Annotated in this window: 23 protein-coding genes; 21 read left to right on the top strand and 2 right to left on the bottom strand. The window is 63.1% G+C overall.

The window, feature by feature from the left end; translation table 11 throughout:
• The first annotated feature begins 977 nt into the window (after positions 1-977).
• The 18 genes from ADJ70_RS06460 to ADJ70_RS06375 all read left to right on the top strand — a co-directional run bounded on the left by ADJ70_RS06460 (position 978) and on the right by ADJ70_RS06375 (position 19,992).
• Positions 978-1,790 (top strand): ABC transporter permease, encoded by an 813-nt coding sequence (locus tag ADJ70_RS06460; protein WP_050344421.1) that lies wholly within the window; start codon positions 978-980, stop codon positions 1,788-1,790.
• Between the two features lie 26 nt (positions 1,791-1,816).
• The gene (locus tag ADJ70_RS06455) at positions 1,817-2,620 is read left to right on the top strand and encodes an ABC transporter ATP-binding protein (RefSeq protein WP_371256187.1); all 804 of its coding nucleotides are present in this window, start codon (positions 1,817-1,819) and stop codon (positions 2,618-2,620) included.
• A gap of 4 nt (positions 2,621-2,624) precedes the next feature.
• On the top strand, positions 2,625-4,877 hold the full coding sequence (locus tag ADJ70_RS14055) for a glycosyltransferase family 2 protein (protein ID WP_083443856.1): 2,253 nt from the start codon (positions 2,625-2,627) through the stop codon (positions 4,875-4,877).
• Positions 4,859-5,908, top strand: a complete 1,050-nt coding sequence (locus ADJ70_RS06445) for a glycosyltransferase family A protein (protein WP_050344420.1) — start codon at positions 4,859-4,861, stop codon at positions 5,906-5,908. Before ADJ70_RS14055 ends, ADJ70_RS06445 begins: the two co-directional genes overlap by 19 nt.
• Before the next feature lie 238 nt (positions 5,909-6,146).
• Complete coding sequence (pyrR, locus tag ADJ70_RS06440) at positions 6,147-6,716, top strand: bifunctional pyr operon transcriptional regulator/uracil phosphoribosyltransferase PyrR (RefSeq protein ID WP_050344419.1); 570 nt, start codon at positions 6,147-6,149, stop codon at positions 6,714-6,716.
• Positions 6,717-7,655 carry an aspartate carbamoyltransferase catalytic subunit gene (locus ADJ70_RS06435; RefSeq protein ID WP_050344418.1) on the top strand — a complete coding sequence of 313 codons (939 nt, stop codon included), beginning with the start codon at positions 6,717-6,719 and terminating at the stop codon, positions 7,653-7,655. It abuts the gene before it with no gap.
• Entirely contained in the window at positions 7,639-8,934 is a 1,296-nt protein-coding gene (locus ADJ70_RS06430) for a dihydroorotase (protein WP_050344417.1), read from the top strand. Before ADJ70_RS06435 ends, ADJ70_RS06430 begins: the two co-directional genes overlap by 17 nt.
• 69 nt (positions 8,935-9,003) lie before the next feature.
• On the top strand, positions 9,004-9,795 hold the full coding sequence (locus tag ADJ70_RS06425; protein ID WP_083443855.1) for a dihydroorotate dehydrogenase electron transfer subunit: 792 nt from the start codon (positions 9,004-9,006) through the stop codon (positions 9,793-9,795).
• Positions 9,792-10,715 (top strand): dihydroorotate dehydrogenase, encoded by a 924-nt coding sequence (locus ADJ70_RS06420; protein ID WP_371256186.1) that lies wholly within the window; start codon positions 9,792-9,794, stop codon positions 10,713-10,715. Before ADJ70_RS06425 ends, ADJ70_RS06420 begins: the two co-directional genes overlap by 4 nt.
• Positions 10,709-11,437: an orotidine-5'-phosphate decarboxylase gene (gene pyrF, locus ADJ70_RS06415; RefSeq protein ID WP_172674454.1), complete on the top strand. Its 729-nt coding sequence runs from the start codon at positions 10,709-10,711 to the stop codon at positions 11,435-11,437. The genes ADJ70_RS06420 and pyrF overlap by 7 nt, the downstream gene beginning before the upstream one ends.
• 238 nt (positions 11,438-11,675) lie before the next feature.
• Positions 11,676-11,984 (top strand): integration host factor, actinobacterial type, encoded by a 309-nt coding sequence (gene mihF / locus ADJ70_RS06410; protein ID WP_050344415.1) that lies wholly within the window; start codon positions 11,676-11,678, stop codon positions 11,982-11,984.
• On the top strand, positions 11,985-12,578 hold the full coding sequence (gmk, locus tag ADJ70_RS06405) for a guanylate kinase (protein ID WP_050344414.1): 594 nt from the start codon (positions 11,985-11,987) through the stop codon (positions 12,576-12,578).
• A complete protein-coding gene (locus tag ADJ70_RS06400; protein WP_050344413.1) occupies positions 12,565-12,858 on the top strand; it encodes a DNA-directed RNA polymerase subunit omega in 294 nt (97 codons plus the stop codon). The genes gmk and ADJ70_RS06400 overlap by 14 nt, the downstream gene beginning before the upstream one ends.
• 1 nt (position 12,859) lies before the next feature.
• Entirely contained in the window at positions 12,860-14,095 is a 1,236-nt protein-coding gene (gene thiI, locus ADJ70_RS06395; protein ID WP_050344412.1) for a tRNA uracil 4-sulfurtransferase ThiI, read from the top strand.
• A 142-nt stretch (positions 14,096-14,237) separates the two neighbouring features.
• Positions 14,238-14,972 carry a ComEA family DNA-binding protein gene (locus ADJ70_RS06390; RefSeq protein WP_050344411.1) on the top strand — a complete coding sequence of 245 codons (735 nt, stop codon included), beginning with the start codon at positions 14,238-14,240 and terminating at the stop codon, positions 14,970-14,972.
• Positions 14,965-17,367: a DNA internalization-related competence protein ComEC/Rec2 gene (locus ADJ70_RS06385; RefSeq protein ID WP_062393101.1), complete on the top strand. Its 2,403-nt coding sequence runs from the start codon at positions 14,965-14,967 to the stop codon at positions 17,365-17,367. Before ADJ70_RS06390 ends, ADJ70_RS06385 begins: the two co-directional genes overlap by 8 nt.
• Before the next feature lie 146 nt (positions 17,368-17,513).
• Positions 17,514-18,740, top strand: a complete 1,227-nt coding sequence (locus ADJ70_RS06380) for a zinc-ribbon domain-containing protein (protein ID WP_050344409.1) — start codon at positions 17,514-17,516, stop codon at positions 18,738-18,740.
• Between the two features lie 244 nt (positions 18,741-18,984).
• The gene (locus ADJ70_RS06375; RefSeq protein ID WP_157051424.1) at positions 18,985-19,992 is read left to right on the top strand and encodes a hypothetical protein; all 1,008 of its coding nucleotides are present in this window, start codon (positions 18,985-18,987) and stop codon (positions 19,990-19,992) included.
• Positions 19,993-20,085: 93 nt separating this feature from the next.
• On the opposite strand, the gene rpsT is transcribed toward ADJ70_RS06375, so the two are convergent.
• Positions 20,086-20,349: a 30S ribosomal protein S20 gene (rpsT, locus tag ADJ70_RS06370; RefSeq protein WP_050344407.1), complete on the bottom strand. Its 264-nt coding sequence runs from the start codon at positions 20,347-20,349 to the stop codon at positions 20,086-20,088.
• A 143-nt stretch (positions 20,350-20,492) separates the two neighbouring features.
• Between rpsT and lepA the strand changes: the two genes are divergently transcribed.
• The 3 genes from lepA to ADJ70_RS06355 are packed head-to-tail and all read left to right on the top strand — an operon-like array spanning position 20,493 to position 24,663.
• Complete coding sequence (gene lepA / locus ADJ70_RS06365; protein ID WP_050344833.1) at positions 20,493-22,304, top strand: translation elongation factor 4; 1,812 nt, start codon at positions 20,493-20,495, stop codon at positions 22,302-22,304.
• Positions 22,301-23,368 carry a tRNA-dihydrouridine synthase gene (locus ADJ70_RS06360; protein WP_050344406.1) on the top strand — a complete coding sequence of 356 codons (1,068 nt, stop codon included), beginning with the start codon at positions 22,301-22,303 and terminating at the stop codon, positions 23,366-23,368. Before lepA ends, ADJ70_RS06360 begins: the two co-directional genes overlap by 4 nt.
• A gap of 8 nt (positions 23,369-23,376) precedes the next feature.
• Positions 23,377-24,663, top strand: a complete 1,287-nt coding sequence (locus ADJ70_RS06355; RefSeq protein ID WP_253273260.1) for a coproporphyrinogen-III oxidase family protein — start codon at positions 23,377-23,379, stop codon at positions 24,661-24,663.
• A 111-nt stretch (positions 24,664-24,774) separates the two neighbouring features.
• Here ADJ70_RS06355 and ADJ70_RS06350 read toward each other — a convergent pair whose 3' ends face one another.
• Positions 24,775-26,409 (bottom strand): BspA family leucine-rich repeat surface protein, encoded by a 1,635-nt coding sequence (locus tag ADJ70_RS06350; RefSeq protein WP_157051423.1) that lies wholly within the window; start codon positions 26,407-26,409, stop codon positions 24,775-24,777.
• Positions 26,410-26,494 lie beyond the last annotated feature (85 nt).

Here is a 26,494-nt window from a genome sequence, read left to right as displayed (position 1 = left end):
CTTCGTGAGCTCGTGTGGGTGGTTGCGTCACCGCCCCGGTGGCGTGGGCCTCAGGTCCGAGCGCTCTGGCATCACGGGGCCATGGGGCCGTCGATGTCGTGGGATCCATGGCCCCGCTCGGTCGCGAGAGCGGCCGTGGGTATGCAGGAGTGTACACAGATCGGCGAAAACGGGCTCTCGGCGCAACTACCGCCCGCATGCAGACGCGCCCTTTGGTGAGGCCCACATGCAAAGTGCGCTTTTCCGTGACGTTGCCCGTCCAGAGTGCGCCTTTTGGTCACGTCGCGGTGGCGTCGCCGGTGCAGACTGCGCTTTTCCGTGACATCGCCCGTCCAAAATGCGCTTTTCCGTAGAATGCGCTTTTCCTCACCTGCGCAAACGTGGAGCCACCTCACGCAAAGGCGCATTCTGCGCAGACGGTCTCACGGAAAAGCGCAGTCTGCACCCGCCACCTCACGGAAAAGCGCAGTCTGCACCCGCGACGTCACGGAAAAGCGCATTCTGGGCTTGGGCCCTCACGGAAAGGCGCACTCTGCTCGACCGCTCGCATGCAGAATGTGCCTTTTGGATCGGTCCACACGTAAAGTGCGCTTTTCCGTGACGTTGCCCGTCCAGAGTGCGCCTTTCCGTGAGTCGCCGGGTGCAGAGTGGGGCACTTGTGTACGCTGCTGCGACGCGATTCGCCGAGGCGTCAACCCACACTAACCTCCGAAGAGCCAAATAAAAGGTACTTTTGCACCACTCGTTAACGTTGAGTGGCACTGGGGCCGCGCACTCGGTGACGCCGAGTGGCAATCAGGCGTATGCCCGCTACACTGAGGTCGCAGCTTCCATACGTCGGGGCTGCAGCCCCCATCGCGCCGGGCCGCCTCGTTGCTCTGGCGTTTGTATGGGTGAGCGGGTGACCCTGACGGCCTGTGCTAGGATTGCACTGTTTATGCATGAAACCCCTTGGCGACATAATCCTCGGAGGCGCAGTGGAATCATCGAAGCAGATATCGGGTAAGAATGCCTGGTATCCGGCGGGGCAGAAGGACTGGTTCATCCTCAGGCAGCTCGTGGCAAAGGACTTTAAGCTCAAATACCGCAGAAGTGCCCTCGGTGTTCTTTGGAGCGTCTTGAATCCGCTGCTCATGATGCTCGTCCTCGCGGCGGTCTTCGGCTCCTTCATGCCCAACTCCGACCCTTCCATCATCAACTTTCCCGTCTACCTCATCTTGGGTAACACCGCTTGGCAACTCATGGCGGACTCGACCTCACAGGGCATGGGCTCCATCATCGCCGCAGCCCCGCTCCTCAAGAAGGTCAAGGTGAACCGCTACGTGTTCCCTATCCAGAAGGCCATCTTCGCGGGTGTCAACTACGCCTTCTCCATCATTGCCATCGCACTCGTCATGTTCTTTGAGCAGGTTCCGCTCGGTCTCACGGCCCTGCTCTGGCCCCTCTGGCTCCTGCTGCTCATCGTGTTCAGCTCGGGACTTTCGCTTCTGCTCTCGGCGCTCTCGGTTTTCTTCCGTGACGTCATACACCTCTGGGGCGTCATCCTCACGGCCTGGATGTACCTCACCCCTATCTTCTACTCCATCGAGCTGCTGCCATGGTGGCTGCGCTCCATCGAGAAGTTCAACCCCATGTACTGCTATGTGACCTACATTCGTCAGGTCGTTCTCTACCAGATGGTGCCAACCGCCGAGATGCATGTCGCCTGTATCGGCTACGCCCTCATATCGCTTGCGCTCGGCTACGCCGTGTTTCACAGGTACGAGCATAAGTTCATCCTCTTCATCTAACGCCTGGAACCAGCAAGGAGCCTCGAGTGTCAGCGAACACGGACGCAGCAAGGAACTTTCGCCTCAAGAGGAGAGGCATTCCGGGTGCGGATGCCCCCACCATCATCGACGTCGATGACGTCTCGATGGTCTTCAACATAGCCTCGGAGCAGTTCAACTCCCTCAAGGAGTACTTCATCGCCCTTGCCCGTCACGAGCTTCGCTTCAAGGAGTTCCGTGCACTTGACCACATCAGCTTCCAGGTCAAGCGGGGAGAGGCCTTTGGCTTGGTTGGTACGAACGGCTCGGGCAAGTCCACGATGCTCAAGATCATCGCCGGTGTGCTCGAGGCGTCTGAAGGCAGCTGCAAGGTCGAGGGGACTATCGCACCTTTGATAGAGCTTGGTGCGGGTTTTGACATGGAGCTTACGGCAAAGGAGAACATCTACCTCAACGGTGCCCTTTTGGGCTACCGCAAGGAGTTCATCGATGACCACTTTGGGCGCATCGTTGACTTCGCGGAGCTGGGGGACTTCATGGACATGCCACTCAAGAACTACTCTTCTGGCATGGTCGCCCGCATCGCCTTTGCCATCGCCACCATCACCGAGCCTGACATCCTCATCGTCGACGAGACACTCTCTGTGGGGGACTTCCTCTTTCAGCAGAAGTGCGAGGACAGGATTCAGGAGCTCGTACAGTCCGACAACACGACGGTGTTGCTCGTGAGTCATAGCATCAAGCTCGTCGAGCGTATGTGCAATCGCGTCTGCTGGATCGAGAAGGGCCAGCAACGTATGTTGGGAGCCACCGACGAGGTGTGTGCGGCCTACAAGGGCCTCGGGGAGTAGGCGTATGGCCGCCTGCGCTGGGCCCGGCGTCGACGTCACGGTTGTGGTGCCCTGCTACAACGTCGAGCGCTACCTTGTCCAGGCGCTCGAGTCCCTACGTGCCAACACGCGCTGTGCGCTTGAGTTTCTCGTGGTCAACGACGGCTCTACAGACGGCTCGATTGGCATCATGCGTGACTTCGAGCGCGCCGATAGGCGCTTTCGCGTCATAGACAAGAAGAACGAGGGGTATGGCGCCTCCGTCAACAGGGGGTTCTCTGAGGCGCGGGGCACCTACCTCGCCATACTCGAGCCGGATGACTGGATTGACGCACACATGTACGACGAGCTCTTTGAGCTTGCGACATCATGGAGAGAGCCTGACATCGTCAAGTCATCCTTCTGGAGGGTCCTCGAGCCAGACACCCCATCTGAGCGCAACGAGCACTGCACCTACCACCATCGCCTCTTCATAGGCGCCCAGCCGTTCACCTTGCATGAGGTACCAGGTCTTCTGGGCCACCATCCCTCCATCTGGACCTGCCTCTACAAGCGGTCGTTCTTGGCTGACCTGGGCATCCGACTTCCCGAGTTTCCCGGGGCGGGCTGGGCCGACACGCCCTTCTGTATGGAGGCACTCTGTCGGGCACGCTCCATCGCGTACACCGAGACTCCGTACTACCACTATCGAGAGGAGCTCCCCGGCTCGTCGAGCGCCACGAGAGCCCCCCTTTTGCCCTTTGAGCGCTATGAGGACCAGAAGGCCATAGTCGAGCGCTACTGTCCCGACGACGTGGGCATACTGAGAGGACTCTATGAGATAGGCTTCAACTACGTGATGGGCGCGCTGGACTCGGGCATGGCGGTCACAGACGAGGTCAGCGCATGCATAGATCGCATCCTCAGGTCGATGAGCCCCGACATCGTGTCGAGCATGCCCTACCTACGGGCTGACGTGAGGGCGCTCTATGAGGAGCGTACCGGACATGCCGACAACGCCTGCCCAAGGGTCCGCCACCTCGGTGCCCTTGCATATGACAGCCTGCGGATGCTTCGCTACCACGGCCTTGGGCCCGCCGCCTCGCGCGCGGGGCGCTACATTGGGAGGCGCTTGGCGAGGAGGGAGAGCGTGATCACACAGGGTCGTGCCGCAGCCTCACGGGTGCCTGCGGGCATCACGGGACTGCCTGAGGGCACACCGACTCTCTCGGTCCTCATCCCCATTTACAACGTCGAGGGTTACCTCAAGGAGTGCCTCTCGTCCCTTGCCCATCAAACGTTCTCTGACTTCGAGGCGCTCTGCCTCGACGATGGGTCGACCGATGGGTCATCCGATGTGACTCGTGATTTTTGCGCCAAAGACGACCGCTTCGTCTATGTCCGCAAGGACAACTCCGGCTATGGGGCGACGCTCAACTATGGCCTCGCCCGTGCAAGGGGTCGCTACGTCGCCGTCCTCGAGTCAGATGACGCCCTCTACCCTGACGCGTATCGCCAGCTCATCGGGAGGGCGGAGTCTGATGGGCGCCTCCGCTTCGTGAAGGGGACCTACTCGCTCTGGTGGCCAGGGAAGGGTGTCGATAGCGTGCAGCACGAGCTTTCGGCAGTCCTCTGCAACCGTTTGCTCGACCCCCGTCGCGAACAGGCGGTCTTCCTCCTCAGGCCAGCGATCTGGAGCGCCGTGTACCGGAGGGACTTCCTCCTGCACGCAGGCATCGGCTTTCTTGAGACCCCAGGCGCCGCCTTCCAGGACACCTCCTTCGTGTTCAAGGTGTTGGCAAGTGCCCCGTGTGCCGAGTTCTGCGATGTTCCCATCGTTCACTATCGCCAGGACCGAGCGGGATCGTCCGTGAACTCAGCTGAGAGGGCCAGCTTGGTCTGCGAAGAGTTCCTAGAGATAGGACGCTGGCTCGACGAGCGGCCCGAAGACTCACTCACAGCAAGGCTTCGTCATGACTTCCAGGTCGCCAAGCTCAACGCGTACCTCTGGAACCTCGACCGCCTGGCCCCAGGGCTTAAGGCCGACTTCGCGCGGCGCGCGGCGCGTGAGTTTTCTGAGGCGGATCGCGCGGGCAAGATAGAGTGGAGTCGCTGGGCGGCATGGAAGGCAAGAAATCTAAAAAGGCTCATGAAAGATCCCGTTACCTATGCGAAAAGACGCTCCTCCCTCATCGGCAACAAACCCCTCTTTGCCTTGGCGCTCGGTGGCCCTGTGGCTTTGGCGGAGGCGATGCGTGAGCGGGCGAACAGGGGTCGGCCATGCCGCGCATCTCGATAGTGGTGCCACTTTACAACGCCGAGCGATACATTGGAGCCTGCCTTGAGTCCATCCTCTCGCAGACCTTTGTCGACCTCGAGGTGATCGTGGTGGATGACGGCTCTGTCGACTCCTCAGCGTCCATCGTGGAACGCTATCAGTCCGATGACGATCGCGTGCACTTGGTGTCACAAAGACGGGCGGGGGCGGGGGCTGCACGCAACCGTGGCATCGAGGTGTCCGAAGGCTCTGTGATCATGAGCGTTGATGCCGACGACATGCTCGAGTCGAACGCGTGCGAGATTGTGGCAGCTCGCTTCACCCAGTATACACCAGAGCTGCTGTGCTTTGGCTTCTCCTGCGAGCCCCACTCGGCTATCCCACCCGCGCTTGTCGGCGAGCTACGCCCGCGTGCCAGGGTCTATGAGGGCTTCGATCCTGCCGTCCTCTATGAGGACCACGCCCGTCCCTTTGCCTGGCGCCTTGCGCTCTCTAGGGAGTTCGTCCGTCGGGAGCGGGTGCGCTACGATCCGTTCCTTTCGCTCGGCGATGACCAGTATCTCTGCTTCTATGTCTATCCTCGATCCCGCCGCACGGTCCTGATCCCAGACCAACTCTATCGGTATCGCATGCACAGGGCCTCGATGATGCACTCCGCGAGTGACGCGTCCTCAGACCTCGCCGACAAGATTGACAAGCACCGCTCTGCTGTCACCGCGATCCTTAATGACTGGCAGGCGCAGGGGTGGCAGGACATCCGTCCGTCAGATCTCTTGGGCTGGGTCCTCGACCTCTTGGCACTTGACGTGTCACGTCTGCCGCCCGCTCGCCAAGGCCCCATCCTCCTTCCGCTCTTCAGGCGCATGGACGACTACTTCGTGGGCGGGGTGGATGCGGCCGCCGACCTAGTGACGCGTCCCCTCGTTCGCTCTGTCAGAAGGGCGGCGACCGAAGGGGGTCCTGCCTTCTCGAGAGGCGAGCTTGCCCTGTTCTACCTGCGAAGGCGCGGACTCGCCAACTGCCTGAGGCGTCTTGCGCGCCCGCGCTTCTAGTCTTTGGTCGCATGCCCCTGAAGATGGTGGGTTCTCAGGGCCCAGGGGTCTTGCGCTCAGCGATTCTTCCGTTGATTTGCAGACCTACTTTGCTATAGTAAGCCTGTCCTTTAAGCGCGGCACGGGATGCCCGTAAGGCAGGGTGAGGGTGGAGCAGCCCCTCTGGGAGTCCTTGTTCAGGTGGGCGTCCTGTGCCGACTTCGTTCGGCCGAGGTGTCTTATGTTGGGAAGGAGTCCCATGGAGGAAACATGCAAGGCCACCATCATGGATGGGCCTGCGATGTCGAGGGCGCTCGTGCGCATCGCCCACGAGATCATCGAGCGCAACGAGGGGTCAAAGAACCTCGCCCTTGTCGGCATCATCAGGCGAGGGGAGACCTTGGCAAACAGGCTCGCCGACGCCATTGCAAAGATCGAGGGGGAGCGCCCCGAGCTCGGCTCGCTCGACATCAGCTTCTATCGCGATGACATCACTCGCAACATCGCCCCGGTGGTTCATTCCACCAACCTTCCCTTCTCGGTTGATGAGCGTGACATCGTACTCGTCGATGACGTGCTCTACACCGGCCGCACGGTCCGCTCGGCCCTCAACGCCCTCATGGACTACGGGCGTCCCCGCACCGTGCAGCTTGCCGTCATGATAGACCGCGGACATCGTGAGCTTCCCATCCGTGCCGACTTCGTGGGCAAGAATGTCCCGTCATCTCACGAGGAGGACGTGCGCGTGTGCGTAAGACCCCTCGACGATCGCGACTCCGTGGAGATCTGGGACGTGTCGGCTGCCATGGGTGAGGGGGGCGAGAAGTAGATGCTCTCCGTCAAGCACCTCATCGACACGTACAGCCTGACTGCCGATGACATCACGCAGATCCTCGACACGGCCCGGGCCCTCGAGGCGGTGAACAATGCCCGTACCATCAAGAAGGTGCCCGCACTGCGAGGCCGTACCATCGTGAACCTCTTTCTTGAGCCGTCGACGCGCACCAAGAGTTCCTTCGAGCTCGCGGAGAAGCGCCTCTCGGCCGACAGCATCTCTATGGGTGGCTCGACCTCCTCGGTCGTGAAAGGCGAGAGCCTCGCCGACACCATCCAGACCATTGACGCCATGAACGTCGACATGTTCGTCTGCCGAGCGCGCCTCGCGGGGACGCCCCAGAAGATCACCGAGAACACGGATGCCATCGTCATCAATGCCGGTGACGGTAAGCATCAGCACCCCACCCAGGCCATGCTCGACCTCTATACCATCCGCAAGCACTTTGGCCACCTCGAGGGCCTCAAGGTGGCCATCGTGGGCGATCTCGCGCACAGCCGCGTATGCGGCTCGCTGACCCCCGCTCTTAGAACCATGGGTGCCGAGGTCACGCTCGTGGGGCCTCCGACCTTCCAGGTGGATGACCCCCACTGGTTCGGCTGCCCACAGACCGCGAGCCTCGATGAGGTCATCGAGGAAGTTGATGTCGTCTACATGCTGCGCGTGCAGCTCGAGCGCATGGAGGGCGCGGCCATTCCGTCGCGTCGCGAGTACAACCGCCTCTACGGGCTTGACATGGCCCGCGTCAACAGGATGAAAGACGACGCCATCATCTGTCACCCCGGCCCCATAAACCGTGGCATGGAGATAAACGCCGACGTGGCAGACTGTGGTCGCTCAAGGATCCTCGACCAAGTCAACGCGGGTGTCCTCACGCGTATGGCCGAGATGTACCTGCTTCTGGGAGGAGAGAGTCATGGCATTTCTGCTTAGGGGGGTACATGCGGTCGACCCGCAGGTTGGCCTCGACGAGGTGGTCGACGTTCTCATCGACAAGACGGACATCGCCGCGGTGGGGACCGATCTCGATGCGCCAGGGGAGTGCGAGGAGATCGATGCCGACGGCAGGTACCTCGTACCCGGTCTCGTCGACATGCACGTCCACTTTCGCGACCCGGGCTTCGAGTACAAGGAGACCATCGAGACGGGTAGCCGCGCCGCCGTCCACGGTGGCTTCACGGATGTGGCCACCATGCCCAACACGGACCCCGTCACGGACACCGGGGCGGAGATCCGCTACCAGATCGATCGCGGCCGGGTGGCCGGTCACGTGCACATTCGCCCCATTGGCGCTTTGACCCGAGGGGAGGGCGGCGAGGCCCTCGCCGAGATAGGCGACATGGTCCTAGAGGGTGCCTGCGCCTTCTCAGACGACGGGCACGGCGTGCAGAGTGCCGGCATGATGCGGACCTGCATGGACTACGTCTCTCAGTTCGACCGCGCCGTGCTCGCGCACTGCGAGATCGAGTCGCTCACCACCAACGGTGTCATCAACGAGGGCAGGGCGTCAACCCGCCTCGGCATGTTTGGCTGGCCAGCGCTTGGCGAGGAGCTCGAGATCTATCGCGACCTCGAGCTCACGAAGCTCACGGGCTGCGACTACCACGTATGCCACATCACCACGAGAAGGGGCCTTGAGCTCGTCCGCGCCGCCAAGGCGGAGGGTCTGCCCGTGACCTGCGAGGTCACGCCGCACCACCTCTTCCTCGACGAGGAGGCCATCACGCCCTCCTATGACACCAACCTCAAGATGAACCCCCCGCTGCGTACCCCCGATGACGCCGCAGCCCTGCGCGAGGGCATCCTAGACGGCTCAATAGACTGTCTTGTCACCGACCACGCCCCCCACGCCCCACACGAGAAGGACTGCGAGTGGGAGATTGCGTTCTTTGGCACCATAGGCCTCGAGACCTCCCTTCCCCTCATGCTCACGAACCTGGTGAGGACGGGGAGGATGGGCTGGGGCAGGCTGGTGGAGGTCATGGCCGTACATCCCCGGAAGATTCTGAGGCTCGACCCCGTGAGGATAGAGGCGGGATCGCGTGCCGACCTTACGCTGATCGACCCCGGCAGGGAGGTCAAGGTCAGTGAGGACTACTTTGAGAGCAAGTCCAAGAACTGCGCATTTCTGGGCCAGACGCTCATGGGCGCCGCCACGGACGTCTTCGTGGACGGTAAGCGCACGCTTGCGGCGGGCTCTGTCGTCGGATAGCCGTCGGTGGGGCCCGGCGCGACGGCGCCTGGGTGCTTACCTGCGGCATGGGAAGGGAAAGGGTCAGAGTTGGCTTTAAGGTCAAGGGTCTTTCTCCATGGCTTTACGGTCGTCTCCAACCGGGAGGTCGCGAGGGACGTCGTTCGCATGGAGTTGCGCTCACCCGAGCTTGCGGCCACCATCAGGCCAGGTCAGTTCATAAACATCGAGGTTCCGGGCGATGCGCGCCACCTCCTCAGGATACCGCTCTCATTTGCCTCGGCGAGCGCCGAGGCCGGGACGGTAGAGCTTATCTATGCCGTCGTGGGCGAGGGTACCAGGAGGCTCTCGCACATGGGACAGGGTCAGACGTCTACGGCCTTAGGGCCTGGCGGTAACGGCTGGGCCTGTCCCGATGCCGGATATACCCTGCTCGTCGCCGGTGGCGCGGGTGCGCCTCCTATTATCGCGGCGGCGGGCATGCTCGCCGAGCGGGGCCTTCGCTTCGACGTCATCCTGGGTGCGAGAAGCGCGGACAGGCTCTGGGGTCAAAAGGAGGCGCGCTGCTATGGCGCTGGGCAGGTGAGCGTCACGACGGATGACGGCAGCTATGGTCTGAGGGGGACCACGACGGACGCCATGGCACGTCTTCTTAAGGGACGAGGCTATGACCTCGTGATGTCCTGTGGGCCCGCTCCCATGATGGCGGGTGTCGCCCGGCTCGCAGCTGAGCGGAACATCCCCTGTCAGGTTTCTGTAGAGCGTCTCATGGCCTGTGGCTTTGGCGTCTGCTCCTGTTGCAACGTGGCCCTCGCGACAGGCGGCAACAGGTCCTGTTGCATGGACGGTCCCGTTTTCGACGCGGATGAGGTGGCGTGGTGAGTGCCGTGAGCATGGCCGTCGACCTCGGTGGCATCAAGATGAGAAATCCCATCAACACGGCCTCGGGGACCTTCGGCTTTGGCTGGCAGTTCGAGAACCTCATGAATGTCTCAAGCTTGGGTGCCATCACCTGCAAGGGCTGCGCCGCTGAGGCGTGGCTCGGAAACCCTGCGCCGCGGATGGCAGAGGTCACGAGCGGGATGCTGAACTCCGTCGGCCTCGCCAACCCAGGCATCGTCACGTTCGTCGAGGAGAACGGCGAGTACCTTCGGAGCCTTCGCGAGCGCGGTGTCGCCGTCATCTGCCAGGTGGTGGGACACAGCATCGACGAGTGCGTGCGTGCGTGCGAACTGTACGGTGAGCTCGCACCCTTCGCCTCAGGACTTGAGCTCAACATCAGTTGTCCCAACGTGTCAAGGGGGGGTGCCGCCATGGGGGCGACGCCACAGGCGGCGTCCGAGGTGATGAGGGCCGTGAGGCCCTACGTCAAGCTACCTCTCGTCGTCAAGATGGCACCGCACGACGTGGGCGAGATAGCCCGCGCCCTGGAGGCCGAAGGGGCAGACGCCCTCTCGCTCATCAACACCATCCCGGCCATGGCGATCGACGTCCGTACAAGAAGAAGCAGGCTCTCGCGCCCGACCGCCGGTCTCTCGGGACCCGCCATCCATCCCATTGCCGTTCGCATGGTGTGGGAGGCGGCCCGTGCCGTCACGATCCCCATCTGCGGCATAGGGGGCGTCACGGACGGCGAGTCGGCGGCAGAGCTCATCCTCGCCGGTGCCACGGCGGTGTCCGTGGGCACGGCCAACCTCTATGATCCCGCTGCCTCCGAGAGGGTCCTGGGGGAGCTTGTCGCCTGGGCGGAGGGACAGGGCGTATCCGACATCAACGAGCTGATTGGAGCATTCGAATGCTGAGCGAGTCTGAGGCGCGCGACGCCATCATCGTCGCGCTTGACTGCGACCAAAGAAGGGCGCTCTCGCTCGCCGAGGCGCTCGAGGGTAGGGCCCGCTGGGTCAAGGTGGGCATGACGCTCTTCTACGGCGAGGGCCCGGCCATCGTGGGCGCCCTGCGCGACAGGGGCCTCAAGGTCTTCCTTGACCTCAAGCTTCACGACATCCCCTTCCAGGTGAGAGGTGCCGCACGCTCGGCGTCGCTCTCGGGGGCGGATCTCCTCTCGATACACGCCCTTGGGGGCCCTGACATGGTCAGGGAGGCGCGGGCCGGTGTCGAGGAGGCTGCCGTCGAGGGCGGCGTGCGCGACCGTACCCGCCTCGTTGCCATCTCGCTGCTCACGAGCATGGGTCAGGACTCCCTCACGGAAGTGGGCATCGATGCCCCCGTTGGCGAGGAGGTCGCGCGCCTTGCGGGGCTTGCTGTGGGCGCGGGCTCAGACGGTGTCGTCTGCTCGCCGTGGGAGGCGGCCGAACTGCGGACGCTTCTCGGGCCTGCGACCCTCATCGTCACGCCCGGCGTGAGACCGCAGGGCGCAAACGCAGGTGACCAGAGGCGCGTCTCCACGCCTGCGGCTGCCATAGCCGCCGGGGCGAGCAAGCTCGTGATCGGCCGTCCCATCACCCAGGCTCCCGATCCGGCGGCCTCCCTTGAGTCTGTTGTGGCAGAGCTGGCGGGAGTCTGAGCGCTTGCGGTCATGCCCCGTGGGGCTTGCGGCACATGCTCATCAACGGAGTGCGTGCGACAGCAGGCTTATGAACGGGTTCTTTTGTGAAGTATGCAACACTCGAGGAATCAAATGTGCACAGAGGCTTGTAAATCAGCTGCATGTCCGTCAGACTACTTGTTTGCTTGTGCCTGACCTGTTAGTGTAGGAGACGGTACCGCGTTCGTTGTGTATCAACCTGACGTTTGGAGGAACAATGGCCCTACCCCAGCTTACTGACGAGCAGCGCAAGGCAGCTCTTGAGAAGGCCGCTGCCGCTCGCCATGCTCGTGCAGAGCTTCGTGAGAAGATCAAGAAGGGCGAGACCACCCTCAAGGACGTCCTTGAGTCCGATGATCCCATCGCGAGCCGCATGAAGGTCTCGGCCCTCATAGAGTCTCTGCCTGGCTATGGTAAGGCAAAGGCCACGAAGATCATGGATGAGCTGGGTATCTCCTCCACACGTCGCGTTAAGGGCCTGGGTGCCCGTCAACGTGAGCAGCTGCTTGGGGTGTTCTCTAAGTAGGTGGGTGGGACAGCACGCCTCTTTGTCATTTCTGGCCCGTCAGGTGTGGGGAAGGGAACGCTTGTCTCTCTCGTGAGGCAGATACGTCCTGATCTTGGACTGACAGTTTCGGCCACTACAAGGCCCCCACGGCCCGGAGAGGTGAGTGACGTCTCGTATCACTTCCTGAGCGAGGAGGAGTTCAGTCGTCGTGTGAGTGCCGGCGAGTTCCTTGAGTGGGCCGAGGTTCACGGTCATCGCTACGGTACGCTTAAAGATGACGTGGACGCGATGCTTGTCTCAGGCAGATCGGTGGTTCTCGAGATTGATGTTCAGGGCGCTCTCAAGGTGAGGAAAGTCCTGCCAACTGCAGTTCTCGTCTTTATCGAGCCTCCCTCCCTCGGGGAGCTTGAGAGGCGCTTGAGAGGGCGTGGTACCGAGAGCGAGGCCCAAATCGACCTTCGGCTCGCGAATGCCAGGCGCGAGCTTGAGTTATCCGCACGCTATGACGTGCGTCTCGTCAATGACGACCGCGACGCTGCCGCGCACAGGCTCGTCGAGGTCATGAAAGCTTTTGAGACGGATGGAGGCAACCCCCACAATGGCAGTCACTAAGCCCGAGATCGACGACCTTCTTGCCAAGACTGACGAGAATCCCTTCCTGCTCTGTTCCATTGCCTCGAAGCGTGCCTGCGACCTCAATAACATGATTCGCGGGATGCACCTGCGCGTTGCCGAGGTTCAGGACTTCGATGACATCACGACCATTATCTCCGGCGAGGACACCGTATCGGTGGCCATGCAGGAGGTCGTGGACGGTACCTTGAGTTTTGCCAAGGAGGATTTCGAGGCGGAGATCAAGGGATCCAACGAGCTCGTAGAGCACAATCGCTAGCATGGGCGAGAGGGTCTGTCTCGTCCACTACCATGAGATCGGCCTCAAGGGCAAGAACCGTCCCGCCTTCGAGCGGCAGCTTGTGACCAATCTGGGGAGGGCGCTTCGGACGTTTCCCATATCTGGCGTCAGGCGCGCCTTTGGCCGTCTCGTCGTGAGCGCAGAGGATGGGCGTGCTAGCTCAGAGCTTGCGCATGCCATCGTCCAGGTGCCGGGGGTCGCTCGCGTCTCGTTGGCCTACGTCTGCTCGCTCGATGAGGGCGAGTACTGTGCGGCCGCCGTGAGGGCGCTTGGCGAGGCGGGTGAGTTCAAGACCTTCAAGGTCCACGCGCGGCGCTCCGCAACCACCTATGAACGTCACTCCATTGACATAAATCGCCTGGTGGGAGATGCGCTCTGTCAGGCGTTTCCCGACAGGGAGGTCCGGATGCACCAGCCTGACGTCACGGTTTACGTGAACGTCGTGGCCTCACGCGTGTACGTCTACGCCAGCTCTGCGGTCGGTGTCGGGGGGCTTCCTGTGGGGACTGCCGGAAAGGTCGTTACGCTGCTCTCGAGTGGCTTCGACTCACCGGTCGCCACGTGGATGGTGGGCAGACGGGGTGCTGTTTGCGTGCCTGTGCACTTCTCGGGGAGGCCCATGACGGCGGACACGAGCGAATACCTCTGTCAGGACATCGTGCGTGCCTTCGAGCCCGCAGGCATCGTGGGTCGCCTCTACGTGGTTCCCTTTGGCGAGCGACAGCGCGAGATCTCGCTTATCGTCCCGCAGGGCCTGCGCATCATCATCTACCGGCGCGTGATGTTTGCCGTGAGCGAGCGGATAGCGCGCATCGAGGGGGCGAAGGCGCTCGTGACGGGGGAGTCCTTGGGGCAAGTCGCCTCGCAGACCCTCGATAACATCGCTGCCGTCAACGAGGTGGTCTCGATGCCGGTCCTGAGGCCGCTCATCGGCTCCGACAAGCAGGAGATCATGCGCCGCGCGCAGCGGATCGGGACCTATGACATCAGCTCACAGGCTGCAGACGACTGCTGCACGCTCTTCATGCCACGTCGCCCCGAGACCCATGCACGGCTTTCCAAGGTCCTTGAGGCCTGGGATCTTTTTGATCATGATGCGATGATTGACGACTTGGTGCGGGATGCGGAGTACCTTGACTTCGACCAGTGCCCATCCTACCGACCACCTCGGGATCTGTCCGAGATGCACGACGAACTTCTGTCCCGAAAGCGCTAGGGAAGACGAGGTTCGGCCTGGTAGATGCTACCGCCCGGCAAGCTAGTCGCATGTCTGCCGCCAGAGAGCTGCAGACTCTCACTACGATTTTCGCGCGTCCTGCCAGCTTTGCCCCCACAATTGGGGGCGGAGGTGGTTTCTCATGGCACAGAGGTCACTATGGGCACGCATGGGACGAAAGGTGGCGGGACGCAGGCTCCTGATTACGTCGGGCTGTACGGTCGCGGCGATCCTGGTCGTGCTCCTCACGCTTCTTGGCCAATGCGACTCACAGGTTCTCATCGAGCGCGCGCCCGCAGGTCGGGTTGAGACGTCTTCCCAGGGCGAAGCCGCATCTGTCGTCGACGCAGGGGCAGCCAAGACGGGTTCGGGCAAGCAGGACGATGCGGCCAGGGCTGTGCAGGAGGCGACAGGCGTCACGGTCGTGCATGTGGACGGCGCGGTCGTAAGTCCTGGCGTCTTCGAGCTCTCGGTGAGCTCCCCGCGCGTGCGTGATGCCGTGGCCGCCGCCGGGGGTCTTACCGACGAGGCGGACACCAGCTCGATCAATCTTGCTGCGGCCGTCGCAGATGGTCAGAAGGTGTACGTTCCCACCGAAGGCGAGATCAGCTCGCCTGCGGTCAGTGATGTGGGACAGCGCTCGGGACAGGCCACGTCGCCGACATCAGCCTCCACATCCTCCCCAGGTCCCGTGAACATCAATGTGGCTGACGCCGAGGCGCTGAAGACGCTGCCTGGGGTAGGCGAGGCCACGGCCCTAGCGATCATAGAGGATCGAAAAGCAAACGGCCCTTTCAGATCTCCCGAGGACCTTATGCGCGTCTCGGGCATAGGTGAGAAGAAGTTCGCCAGGCTCAAGGATGGCATCTGTGTCTAGGTCTAGGGTCATCGAGAGGCCGATCAGACCCCACGTTCCCGTGACGCTCGTCGCCCTCGTGTGCCTCATCGGATGCGAGCGCACAGTACTGCGCCTCTCCCTTGCCCCTACCTGGTCCCTTCTGCTCGTTGTGGGCCTTGGGGCGGTGGTCGCAGCCGCCCTGCCCGTCCTCGCGAGGCGACGGCTGGGCGCAGCCGCCGCGCGCAGGGCGGCGAGCTACCGCGCGGTTCTCGGCACCTGTCTTGTGGGGATCCTCGTCGCGTCCGTCCGGGCGGGTATGGACGTGCGCACCGCACAGCGGCTCGGCAAAGGTTCGCTCATGGACTGGCGCGTCGAGGTTGTGAGCGACCCCATTCCCGGCGACTATGGCCTGAGCTGTCACGGCCATGTTGTGGCAGCAGACGGGCTTGCCTCAGACGTATGGCTGAGCGTGCCAAAGGGAGTCTCGCTTCGTGACAGCCTGCGCGTCGTGGGCCGCTTCACGCCAAACGGTGACGATGGACGAGGACGTGCGAGCGCCGCCCAGGGCATCTGCGGGAGGGTCAGGATCGTGCACATCGATGAGCAGCGTCCTGCGAGGGGCCCGATCGGCTTTGTCCTGAAGCTGAGGCGCTTATGTCTCTCGCACATCGACCCCACGTCGAGCGACGAGCGGGCGCTCGTGGCGGGGGGCGTCCTGGGCTATCCGTCTGCCATGGCGTCGCGTGGTCTCAGGGGGCTGTTCTCGCGCTGTGGGGTCTCGCACCTCGTCGCGGTCTCTGGGGGTCACCTCGTCATCCTCTCGTGGCTGGTCTCACGCCTGCTCCTGCGAAGTCGGCTCAATCCGAAAGCCCGCATATCCATTCTCCAGCTCATCCTCGTGACCTTCGTTGTGGCCTGCGGCGTGCCTGTGTCCGCGCTTCGCGCCTGGGCGATGGCGGGCATCGCGGGTGGTGCGCAGCTCGCGGGGAGGCGCTCGCATGGCCTCTCGTCCGTCGCGGTCGTGGGCTGCCTTATGCTGCTGGTCGATCCCGCCCTCTCGGGACGGCTCGGCTTTTTGCTGTCGCTCTCGTCGGTCGTCGCGCTCTGCCTCTTCTCGGCGTATGCCTCCTACCTACTCTCGTCTTTCGCGAGCAGCCTGGCGTGCCTGCTTCATCTTCCCGCCTTGACCTCAAGGCGGGCCCGTAGCATTGCGAAAGGGCTCAGGGACACCCTCGCGGCCACGCTCGTGGCGCAGCTTGCCTGCGCGCCGCTCACGATAGGGGCGTTCTCGGAACTCTCGCTCGTGTCTGTGCCTGCAAACCTGCTCGTGGTCCCCGCGTTTTCGGCACTCATCGGACTGGGGCTCGTGTCCTGCCTGCTGTGCTGGGTACCCCTCGTGTCCGGTGCGGCCCTCTTTGCGACGGATGCCTGCGCGGCTGCTGTCATGGTACCCTTGAGGGCGCTTTCCTCCCTGCCGTTCGCAAGCGTGGTCGTGAGCTGGGACGCCGCTGTGGTCGCGCTCACGATGGCGTCACTTGCCATCCTCCTCTTGTGGCTCTGGCCCCACGTCTCGCCGCGCAAGCTGCTCCGAGGCTCAGCGGTGGCGCTTTTGCTTGGCTGTGTGCTCGTTGTCCGCTGCGTGTTCTTCTCTCCTGCGGGGCTATACGTGCTCGACGTGGGGCAGGGAGACGCCATCTTGGTCCGAGACGGCTCCCGTGCCGTGCTGGTCGACACCGGACCCGATGGGGCCTGTGCCCGCGAGCTTGCCCGCCTGGGCGTCCTGCGCCTCGACGCCATCGTGCTCACTCACCTCCACGATGACCATGTGGGCGGTCTGGATGAGCTCTCGCTCCCTTTGGGCTGCGAGAGGGTCATCGTCGCGAGGGGTGTCGCAGCCTCGATGTCACGAAGGCTCGTCGACGAGGCGAGGCGGCTCACGGGGCGCGACCCCGACGAGATCTCTCTCGGTGACGCGATCAGGGCGGGATCCTTCTCGCTCAGGATGCTCTGGCCAGAGGGTGAGGTGAGCGGCAAGACGAACGCGGATTCTATAGAGCTGCTCCTGAGCCTCGGTGAGGGAGAGCACAGCATGTCGGCCTTGCTCACGGGAGACGCCGAGCGCGACGAGACAGAACGGGCCACGCGAGACGCCGACGTCCGTGACATCGATGTGCTCAAGGTTGGCCACCACGGCTCGAAGGTCTCGATCTCTCCCGGGACGGCTCGGCGGCTCTCGCCCGTGCTCTCGATCGCCTCGGCGGGGGAGGGCAATGACTATGGCCATCCATCGGCGGAGTGCGTCCAGATACTTGAGGATGCGGGATCAACCTTCATGTGCACAAAAGACGTTGGCACAATCACGGTCAGGCCGGGAGTCTTCGGCATCCTCGTAAGTACGTCTGGCACGGCACGTGTCCTGGCCGATGTGGCATAGCGCTCAGTCAAGACAAGGGGAGGGACGATGCCCGTCAGGCCTGCTATAATCAGCCGACAGCGGGTATGTTTGAGGCCTGCTGTTCATTCAGATCCTTAACATGCCGTGCGAGCCAGAGCGAGCCTCGCACGGGAAGGGTGCGTAGGATGAGGTGTCCCAACTGCGGTTGTGAGGTCGAGATAGACAGGCTCTACTGCCCCTCATGTGGTGCGATCCTGATAGATGACTCCCTTGGTGACCTGGTAAACATTCTTGGTTCGCAGAGAGGCGCGTCGCAGTCGTCTTTCAGTCCTGCCATCATGTCACCGCAGCCGAGCTCGTGGAGTGAGGGCGTCGGACACAGGCCGTACGCCCTTGACGTGTCATCTGAGGAGCGTTCTGGATCGGAGGATTCGTCTGAGCGTCTGAGCTTGAACTCTCGGGACACATCACGTGGTCAAAAGGCTCAAAAGGCGAGCGCGGTGCGGGCCGTGAGTGTCGGTGAGCAGGTTGCGGGCGACCGGGCCGTGAGGGATGCCCAGGCTCCCAAGGGGCTGGTCCGCCAAGGTGACCTGATCGTCCCCGGCATCGTAGGGGCCGTAGTGTTCCTGCTTATCGGTGTCCTGCTTGGGAGTGCCTATGCCAACGGGCATATTAGGGGCCTCAGTGACGAGGATCTCAGGTCTCAGTACGGGATGGCCAGGATCGACGTTCCCGCTGCCGGTGACTCACCTTCCAAGGCCACAGGCGAGTCGCCGTCGGACGCGCCCTCGGGAGCTGTTGGGTCCCCTGTAGATGTGGGTGCCCCGGCCCAGTCGGTAGATGACATTTCTCCTGACTGGAGAGACCAGGAGTTTGTGATGAATGGCCATAGGTTTAGGCTTGGTACCTTCACCGTCGGCGAGTTCATGGACCAGACAGGTTGGACGGTCGACGGATCTGGTACGCCTACCGATGCCCAGTTCGGACCTGGTCAGGGTCCGACGTCCATTGCCCTGCAAAATCCCGCGTACAGCTACGAGGATGTGCTTGTGGCGATAAGTGCCACCAACGCGGGATTATCTTCGGCAAGCCTCCGTGACTGCGTCGTTACCAATCTCTCCGTGGGCGTCTTGCCCCATGAGGCTTCCGACTACCCCGACTTCGAGATCGCTGGGGGCATCAAGCTGTGCGCTACCTTGGCCGACCAGGCAACAGGCCTCGTACACACTGAGCCCACACAGGATTCGGTCAGCGAGGTGGACCTCTCCAAATACAGTCTCAAACGCAGGGTCATCACCTGGAGAGATGACAACATGCAGCGAGGCCTTGCCCTCAGCTTTGATGAGGGCGCCGATGGCAAGCTCTACATGATAGAGCTTGCCATGAGGTCAAGCCTCGTGACCCCAAACTGATGCCTGCGCCCTCACTCGCGAGGGCGCGCCTGTGACTGCCGCTTCCCGTTGGACCCGATCCTGCTATAATCGGCAAAGCGTCCTACAGGATCGGGCAGAGGGCCGCAAGTCCCCATGCGGGCTTTCGGTGCACCCAAGCGACCAATACGGTTCCTGTGCGAGAGGGGTGGTTGGGATGAGGTGTCCTTACTGCGGAGTGGAGGTTGGGGTGGGCAGGTCCCACTGTCCCTCATGCGGTGCGAGCATGCGTGATGATTCACTGGGAGGCCTGGAGGACGTCCTGAGCACGGGAGCGCCCCTGCGACAGGAGCCCCAGCCCGCATTGTCCGGCCAAGGCCCGAACGCGGCATGGCCCTCGAGTGCCTATGCGTGGGACGCACGGGACACCAGTGCCTACGGGAGGCCTGGCAATCGCAACTCATCTGCCGCCATCGCCATCGTGTGCCTTGTCATGTTCTTGGGGTGCATCCTGGTCGGCCGTGCATACAATACAGCGCGTGTCCAGGATGTCGGCGGTGAGGGTCTCAGCTCCCAGGACGGGAGGTCTGGGCTCGGTGCCTCTGATACCGATCGCTCGGGGCAGGATGCGGACATCGCAGCGAACGTCCCGCCTGCCGATGGCGACCCGAAGGCTGGGAACGGGACGGGAAGCGCAGATGCCGGGGCGGCAGGCGCCCCGGACCAGCCGACAGATGATAACGGCATATCCTCCAACTGGAGGGACCAGGAGTTCTCGATAGATGGCCACAAGTTCACGATGGGTTCCTTCACCGCAGGGGAGTTCATGGAGCAGACGGGCTGGACGGTTGACGAGTCCATGACGGCCGCGAACACCCAAATCGACCTTCGGGATCAGACACCCATCTTCCTGCACCATCCCTCGTACGGCGATCGTGGGGACGTGCTTCTGATGCTAGGCGTTACCAATAAGACGTCAGCTGCATCAGACATCCAAGACCGCAAGGTCACCAGCCTCATTGTTTTCGTTGCGCTCCATAGCGGTCTCAGCTATCCTGACTTCGAGATCGCCGGCGGCATCAGGTTGTGTGGGACGTCACCCGACCAGGCAAAGGACGCCATACCCGCACGACCAGTGCAAGACGTGACCAGCGAGAAGCAGTACGATGACTACACCTATACGCAAAGAGCCATCATGTGGGATGGCGGCAACGCAGATTACGGCCTCGTCCTCATCTTTGACAAGGATGAGGATGAACTTTGTGGGATCTGCATGGTCGTCAGGGATCGGTAGGACCTCATACCGCACGCGCTAGCAAAGCGCCTCCTTGCCACGTGCCTCGCAGGTTGCGGGACACGTGGCAAGACAGCGCGTTTGCGCCGTCAGTCAGCTCAGCGTGTTGACGAGCCTCTGCGCGCCGCTCTTGCGCTGGGCGGCCTGGTTCTTGTGGATGATGCCCTTTGAGGCTGCCTTGTCCAGGAGGCGACCAGCCTTGTTGGCAAGTTCCTGGGCGGCCTGGGCGTCCTCTTCCTCGACGGCCCTGCGGACCTTCTTGATGGCGGTCTTGAGCTCGGAGCGCACCGCCTTGTTGCGGACGCGCGCCTTCTCGGCGGTGATGATGCGCTTCTTCTGCGACTTGATGTTTGCCACGTGCGAATCCTTTCGAACACTGTCTCTGCCTCTGTGGGCCCTTGGCTTGCGAGGGCGCGGATGTGGGGTATCCGTGCCCGACACGGCGAGACCAACCATCGAAGTGTAGCACGCAAGGGATGACTTGCGCTATCATCGTCGCCATGAACACACACGACAGCTCACATATCCGTAACTTCTCTATCGTCGCCCACATCGACCACGGCAAGTCCACGATCTCGGACCGCATCCTCGAGCTTACCCATACGGTGGAGGAGAGGGACCTCTCCTCCCAGATGCTCGACTCCATGGACATCGAGCGGGAGCGCGGCATCACCATCAAGTCGAACGCCGTGCGCGTGAGCTACGACGCCGACGATGGGGAGCGCTACCAGTTTAACCTCATCGACACGCCGGGACACGTCGACTTCACGTATGAGGTCTCGCGCTCGCTTGCCGCCTGCGAGGGTGCCGTGCTCGTGGTGGACGCCACCCAGGGGGTCGAGGCGCAGACCGTCTCGAACGCCACCCTCGCGATGGGCGCGAACCTGGACATCGTGCCCGCCATCAACAAGATCGACCTGCCCTCGGCCCATCCCGACGAGGTCAAGGAAGAGATAGAGGAGGAGCTTGCGATCCCGGCAGATGACGCGGTCCTCGTCTCGGGCAAGACCGGTGAGGGCATCCACGACCTCTTGGAGGCCATCGTCTACCTCATCTCTCCTCCCCAAGGCGATGCCGAGGCACCTCTGAGGGCCCTCATCCTCGACTCGTACTTCGATGAGTACAGGGGCGTCATCGCGACGGTGCGCGTCTTTGACGGTCGCATCAGGAAGGGGGACCGGCTCAGGCTGATGGCGCTCGGTAACACCTTCCTCTGTGATGGTGTGGGCTGCAAACGTCCCCTTGAGGTGTCCCTCGAGGAGCTCAGCGTGGGTGAGGTCGGCTTTGTGGTGACGGGCCTCAAGGACACGGCTCTCGTCAGGACCGGAGACACCATCACCTCCGAGGAGCGTCCCTGCCTTGAGCCCTGCGTGGGCTACCAGGAGGCCAAGCCCATGGTCTACACGGGCCTCTTTCCCATTGACAACAAGCAGTACGAGAACCTTCGTGACGCCCTGGAGAAGCTCCGCGTGAACGATCCCTCGCTCGTCTGGACGCCCGAGACCTCGGTGGCGCTTGGCTTTGGCTTTCGTGCGGGCTTTCTGGGACTCCTCCATATGGAGGTCGTCAAGGAGCGGCTCGAGCGCGAGTTTGGCCTCGATCTCATCGCGACCTCCCCCTCGGTGAACTACCACGTCTACCTCACAGACGGCAGCATGCGTGAGATCACGAGCCCGCAGGATCTGCCCGATGCCACGCACATCGACCGCATCGAGGAGCCCTACCTCAAGGCCAAGGTCATAGTCCCGCCTGAGTACATGGGTGCTGCCATGCAGCTCTGCATAGACCATCGCGGCATCACCACAGACATGGTCTACCTCACGGAAAAGTCGGTGGAGGTGCGCTTCGACATACCGCTTGCCGAGCTCATCCTCGACTTCTTCGATCAGCTCAAGAGCCGTACGAAGGGCTACGCCTCGCTCGACTACGAGATGGGGGACTACCGTCCGAGCGAGCTCGTGAGGCTCGACATCCTGCTCGCGGGAGACGAGGTGGATGCGCTCTCGTTCATCGTGCACAAGGACAAGGCCTACACGCTTGCCCGCGGCCTCTGTGACAGGCTCAAGGAGATCATCCCGCGCCAACAGTTCGAGGTGCCCATACAGGGGGCCATCGGCACCAAGATCATCAGTCGCTCGACGGTGCGTGCCGTGCGCAAGGACGTGCTCGCCAAGTGCTACGGTGGCGACATCTCGCGCAAGCGCAAGCTGCTCGAGAAGCAGAAGGAGGGTAAGAGGCGCATGAAGGCCATCGGTTCGGTCGAGGTGCCGCAGGAAGCCTTCCTGGCAGTGCTCAAGGTGGGCGACGGGTGAGGTCTCAGACGGGTCCCAGGCCAGACGAGCTGCTCTGCGCCTACGCACCCGCCGCAGGGCTCTTGCCTGTGGTCGAGGGCTTTCCCGCCTCGGGGACGCTGGCGGAGCGCCTCGCGCACAACCCCTTTCTCATGGCGCCTATGGCGGGCGTCACGGACGGTGCCTGGCGCCTCGTGGCCCGCGCGGGCGGGGCAGCACTCGCCTATAGCGAGATGGTCTCCGTGGCGGGCATCCACTACGGCGGTGCCAAGACTTGGGAGCTTGCGCTTCCCGCCAGGGGCGAGACGGAGCTGGCGGTACAGCTCTTCGGGAGTAGGCCCGAGCAGTTTCGCGAGGCGACCGCCGCCGTTGCCGAGCGTCTGGGGGAGCGCCTGGCACTCATCGACATCAACATGGCCTGTCCCGTGCGCAAGGTCACAAGCAGGGGAGAGGGGTCTGCCCTGCTCGACGAGCCCGAACGTGCCGCCTCGATCGTCCGGGCGTGTTTGGCCGAGACTCAGGTGCCCGTGACTTGTAAGATCCGCTGTGGACGACGCGTCGGGGAGGAGATCGCGCCTGCGTTCGCGCGGCGGATGGAGCAGGCGGGTGTCTCTGCGATCGCCGTCCACGGCCGCACGGCGTCCCAGCTCTACCATGGGAAGGCCGACTGGGGTGCCATCTCGCGGGTCGCCTCGGCCGTGGGGATTCCCACCATCGGATCGGGAGACGTCCTGGACTGCAGGGCGGCGGTCCGCATGCTGCGCAAGACGGGAGCCTGCGCCGTTATGGTCGCGCGGGGCTCCTATGGAAATCCGTGGATCTTCTCGCATGCCCGAGAGCTTCTTGCGGGGGGCGAGCCGACGTGTCCCACGTTCGAGCAGCGTATTGCCGCACTGGAGCTGCAACTTAGGCTCCTCGAGGCGACGGGTGCGCACCTGGCGAGGGGTCGGAGCATCGCAGGCTGGTACTTGAGGGGACTGCCGCGTGCGGCGATGTGGAGAAACCGCGCTATGTCCTGCACGACGTTGGATGAGTTCCTTTCCCTGTGCGCGGACGTACGCTCCGACGGCGAACGTGTGGGATGAGGTGCAAGGTGCCTAGTGAGGCGATCGGTACGGCCTGGGAGGATCGCTACCGGCCACCGAGTGTCTCGGCGCTCTACCTGCATATTCCCTTCTGCTCGAGCAAGTGCGCATACTGCGACTTCGCCTCGTGGGCAACGCGGGCTGATGACGCCATCATGGGACGCTATGTGCGCTCGCTCATGGCCCAACTCGACGAGGTGGCCGCCTTCGGACTCCTTGACGGCGTGCGCACGGCCTACGTGGGTGGTGGAACGCCGAGCCTGCTTGGGCCGACGCTCCTGGGGCGACTCGTCTCACGCGTCAGGGAGCTCTGCCCTGAGCTTGTAGAGCTGAGCTGTGAGGCCAACCCAGAGTCGCTCAGCGACGAGCTGCTCTGTGCTCTTGTCCAGTCCGGTGCGACCCGTGTCTCGATGGGAGTTCAGAGCCTGGACGACGCCGAGCTGGCGGCGCTGGGCCGTGCCCACACGGCGGACGTTGCGCTCAAGCGCCTCGAGGCTGCCGTGGCAAGTGGGCTCGACGTCTCCTGTGACCTCATGTGTGCCATTCCGCTGCAGACGAGGCAGGGTTGGCTGCGCTCGCTTGAGGGCGTGGCCTCCCTGGGTGTGGCCCACGTGAGCGTCTATCCGCTGTCGATAGAGGAGGGGACGGCCCTTGCCCGTCGCGTCGGTGACGCTGTGCCGACATGGAACGACAGTGACGTCCAGGCCGTTCGCATGCGAGAGGCTCAAGACTTCTTGGGTAGCCGGGGTCTCTCTCGCTACGAGGTCGCGAGCTACGCCAGGCCGGGTAGGGAATGCAGGCACAATCTGTGCTACTGGACGGGACGGGCGTACCTCGGCCTGGGCACGGGCGCCTCGAGCATGCTCACGTGCGCCGGCTATGGGCTGCTGAGGAGCGCTTGCCCCCAGTTGCCGCCAGCGCCCGACGGCTGCCGTCGCGTGCGGCTGCGCGTGAGGAGCGGGCGAAGGGAGGTCTGTGAGGGACAGGGCATCTCTGTCCTCTCGTTTGACCTTGAGTTTTTGACCCTGCGCCAGGCGGTGGCCGAGGACCTCATGCTGGGTGCCCGACTCATGTCGGGCGTCTCTCCCAGGCTTCTCGCCCTTGCCCGTGAGGTCATGGGTCCGGCTGCCGTGGACGGCTGCGTTCGTGAGGTCACGGACATGGACCTCGCCCGCAGCGATGCCACAGGGGCACTCGTTCCAACCGAGCAAGGCTGGCTTTTGGGCAACGAGCTCTACGGGGCCCTCTGGGGGCTTTCTGAGGGCGACGTCCTTGTGACGAGTAGCCTTGCGTAAGGAGGGAGGGTCCCCTCTTGTGGCAAAGGCCCTTGACAGCGTCCGCGATCCCCTGGCGGTCGGATGAAGACTTAGCTCTTGCGTGATCTACCTTCGGTCCCTTGCGGAGCGCTACCTCATGTTGCCTACCCCTTCGGGAAGGCCTGTGCTCCGTTCAGTAGAGAGGATGCTGCCGCCTTTCTCCCCGATCGTTACTGAGACGAGCGACGAGCAGCCTTCGAACATGCCACGCATGTTTCGGACCCTCGACGTGTCAAAGCCGGAAAGATCGAGGGAGGTAAGAGACGAGCAACCCTCAAACATGTCGTTCATGTACGTGACCTGCGAGGTGTCGAGGCGCGAGAGGTCGAGAGAGGAGAGCGTGGAGCAGCCCTTGAACATGCCGTTCATGTACGCGACTCGCGAGGTATCGAGGCGCGAGAGGTCGAGGGAAGCGAGAGACGAGCAACCGGAGAACATGTGGCCCATGTCCTGGACCCTTGATGTGTCGATGCCGGAGAGGTTGAGGGAGGCGAGCGTGGAGCAGCCCTCGAACATGCCCCACATGTTCTCAACCCTCGACGTGTCAAGCCCCGAGAGGTCGAGGGCGGTGAGCGCAAGACAGTCGATAAACATGCCGTTCATGTCCGTGACCTGCGACGTGTCGAGTCCCGAGAGGCCGAGGGACGAGAGCGATGAGCAGCCCGAGAACATGGACCCCATGTCCGTGACCTGTGACGTGTGGAGGCCCGAGAGGTCCAGGGACGAGAGTGAGGAGCAGCTTCCGAACATGGACTTCATGTTCGTCACCCGCGAGGTGTCGAGGCGCGACAGGTCGAGGGACGAGAGCGATATGCAGCCCGAGAACATCTCCCCCATGGTCGTGACCTGCGACGTGTCGAGCCCCAAGAGGTCGAGGGAGGTGAGCGATGAGCAGCCGGAGAACATGCCCCACATGCGCGTGACCTGCGACGTGTCGAGGCGCGAGAGGTCGAGGGAGGGGAGCGCGGTACAGCCGGAGAACATCTCCCCCATGTCCGTGACCTTTGAAGTGTTGAGCCCCGAGAGGTCGAGGGACGAGAGCGCAGAGCAGCCGGAGAACATGGACCCCATGTCCGTCACCTTTGAGGTGTCGAGGCCCGAGAGGTCGAGGGACGAGAGCGACGAGCAGTGGGAGAACATGGAATCCATGTCCGTCACCTTTGAGGTGTCGAGGCCCGAGAGGTCGAGGGACGAGAGCGACGAGCAGTGGGAGAACATAACCTTCATGTCCGTCACCTGTGATGTGTCGAGCCCCGAGAGGTCGAGGGAGGAGAGCGAGGAGCAGCCCCAGAACAGGTCACTCATGTCCGTCACCTGTGATGTGTCGAGCCCCGAGAGGTCGATGGCCTCTGCGGGCAAGTTACTGAAGAGGCCGCTGGAGTCCGCAGGCGCCATGACGTGCCCCTCGACGGCCACCGACCTGACGTCGTCCCAGTAGGCGCTGTCTCTGGGCCATATGTCGCAGATGCGGGCCATCTCTCCCGACCTGCCGTCTGTGGGGTAGATGGTGAGCCTGCCGGACCTGTCGAGCGTGTAGGAGCAGCCGGTGCCCAGGGAGCCGGTCGTCACCTCCGTCCGTCTCGGTGTCGCGGTCAGTGTTGCGATCGCCAGGCACACGAACGCCAGGCAGGCGACGGCCGTCACCGCGCGCAGAATCGTGGGGACGTATCTTCTGGGGGTCGTCCCCGGGCCTCCCCCTGCCCGGGAGTCGCTGTATGCGTCCATGGTCATCCCTCCGTCTCCGTGCGGGGCCAGTCCCGGGGCCGTGTGCGCGACGTCGCGGGCGTGTCCCGGTCCATGCCAAGTATAC

This window comes from Olsenella sp. oral taxon 807 (assembly GCF_001189515.2).
Taxonomy (GTDB): Bacteria; Actinomycetota; Coriobacteriia; order Coriobacteriales; family Atopobiaceae; genus Olsenella_F.
This window is presented reverse-complemented; position numbering and strand designations above follow the sequence as displayed.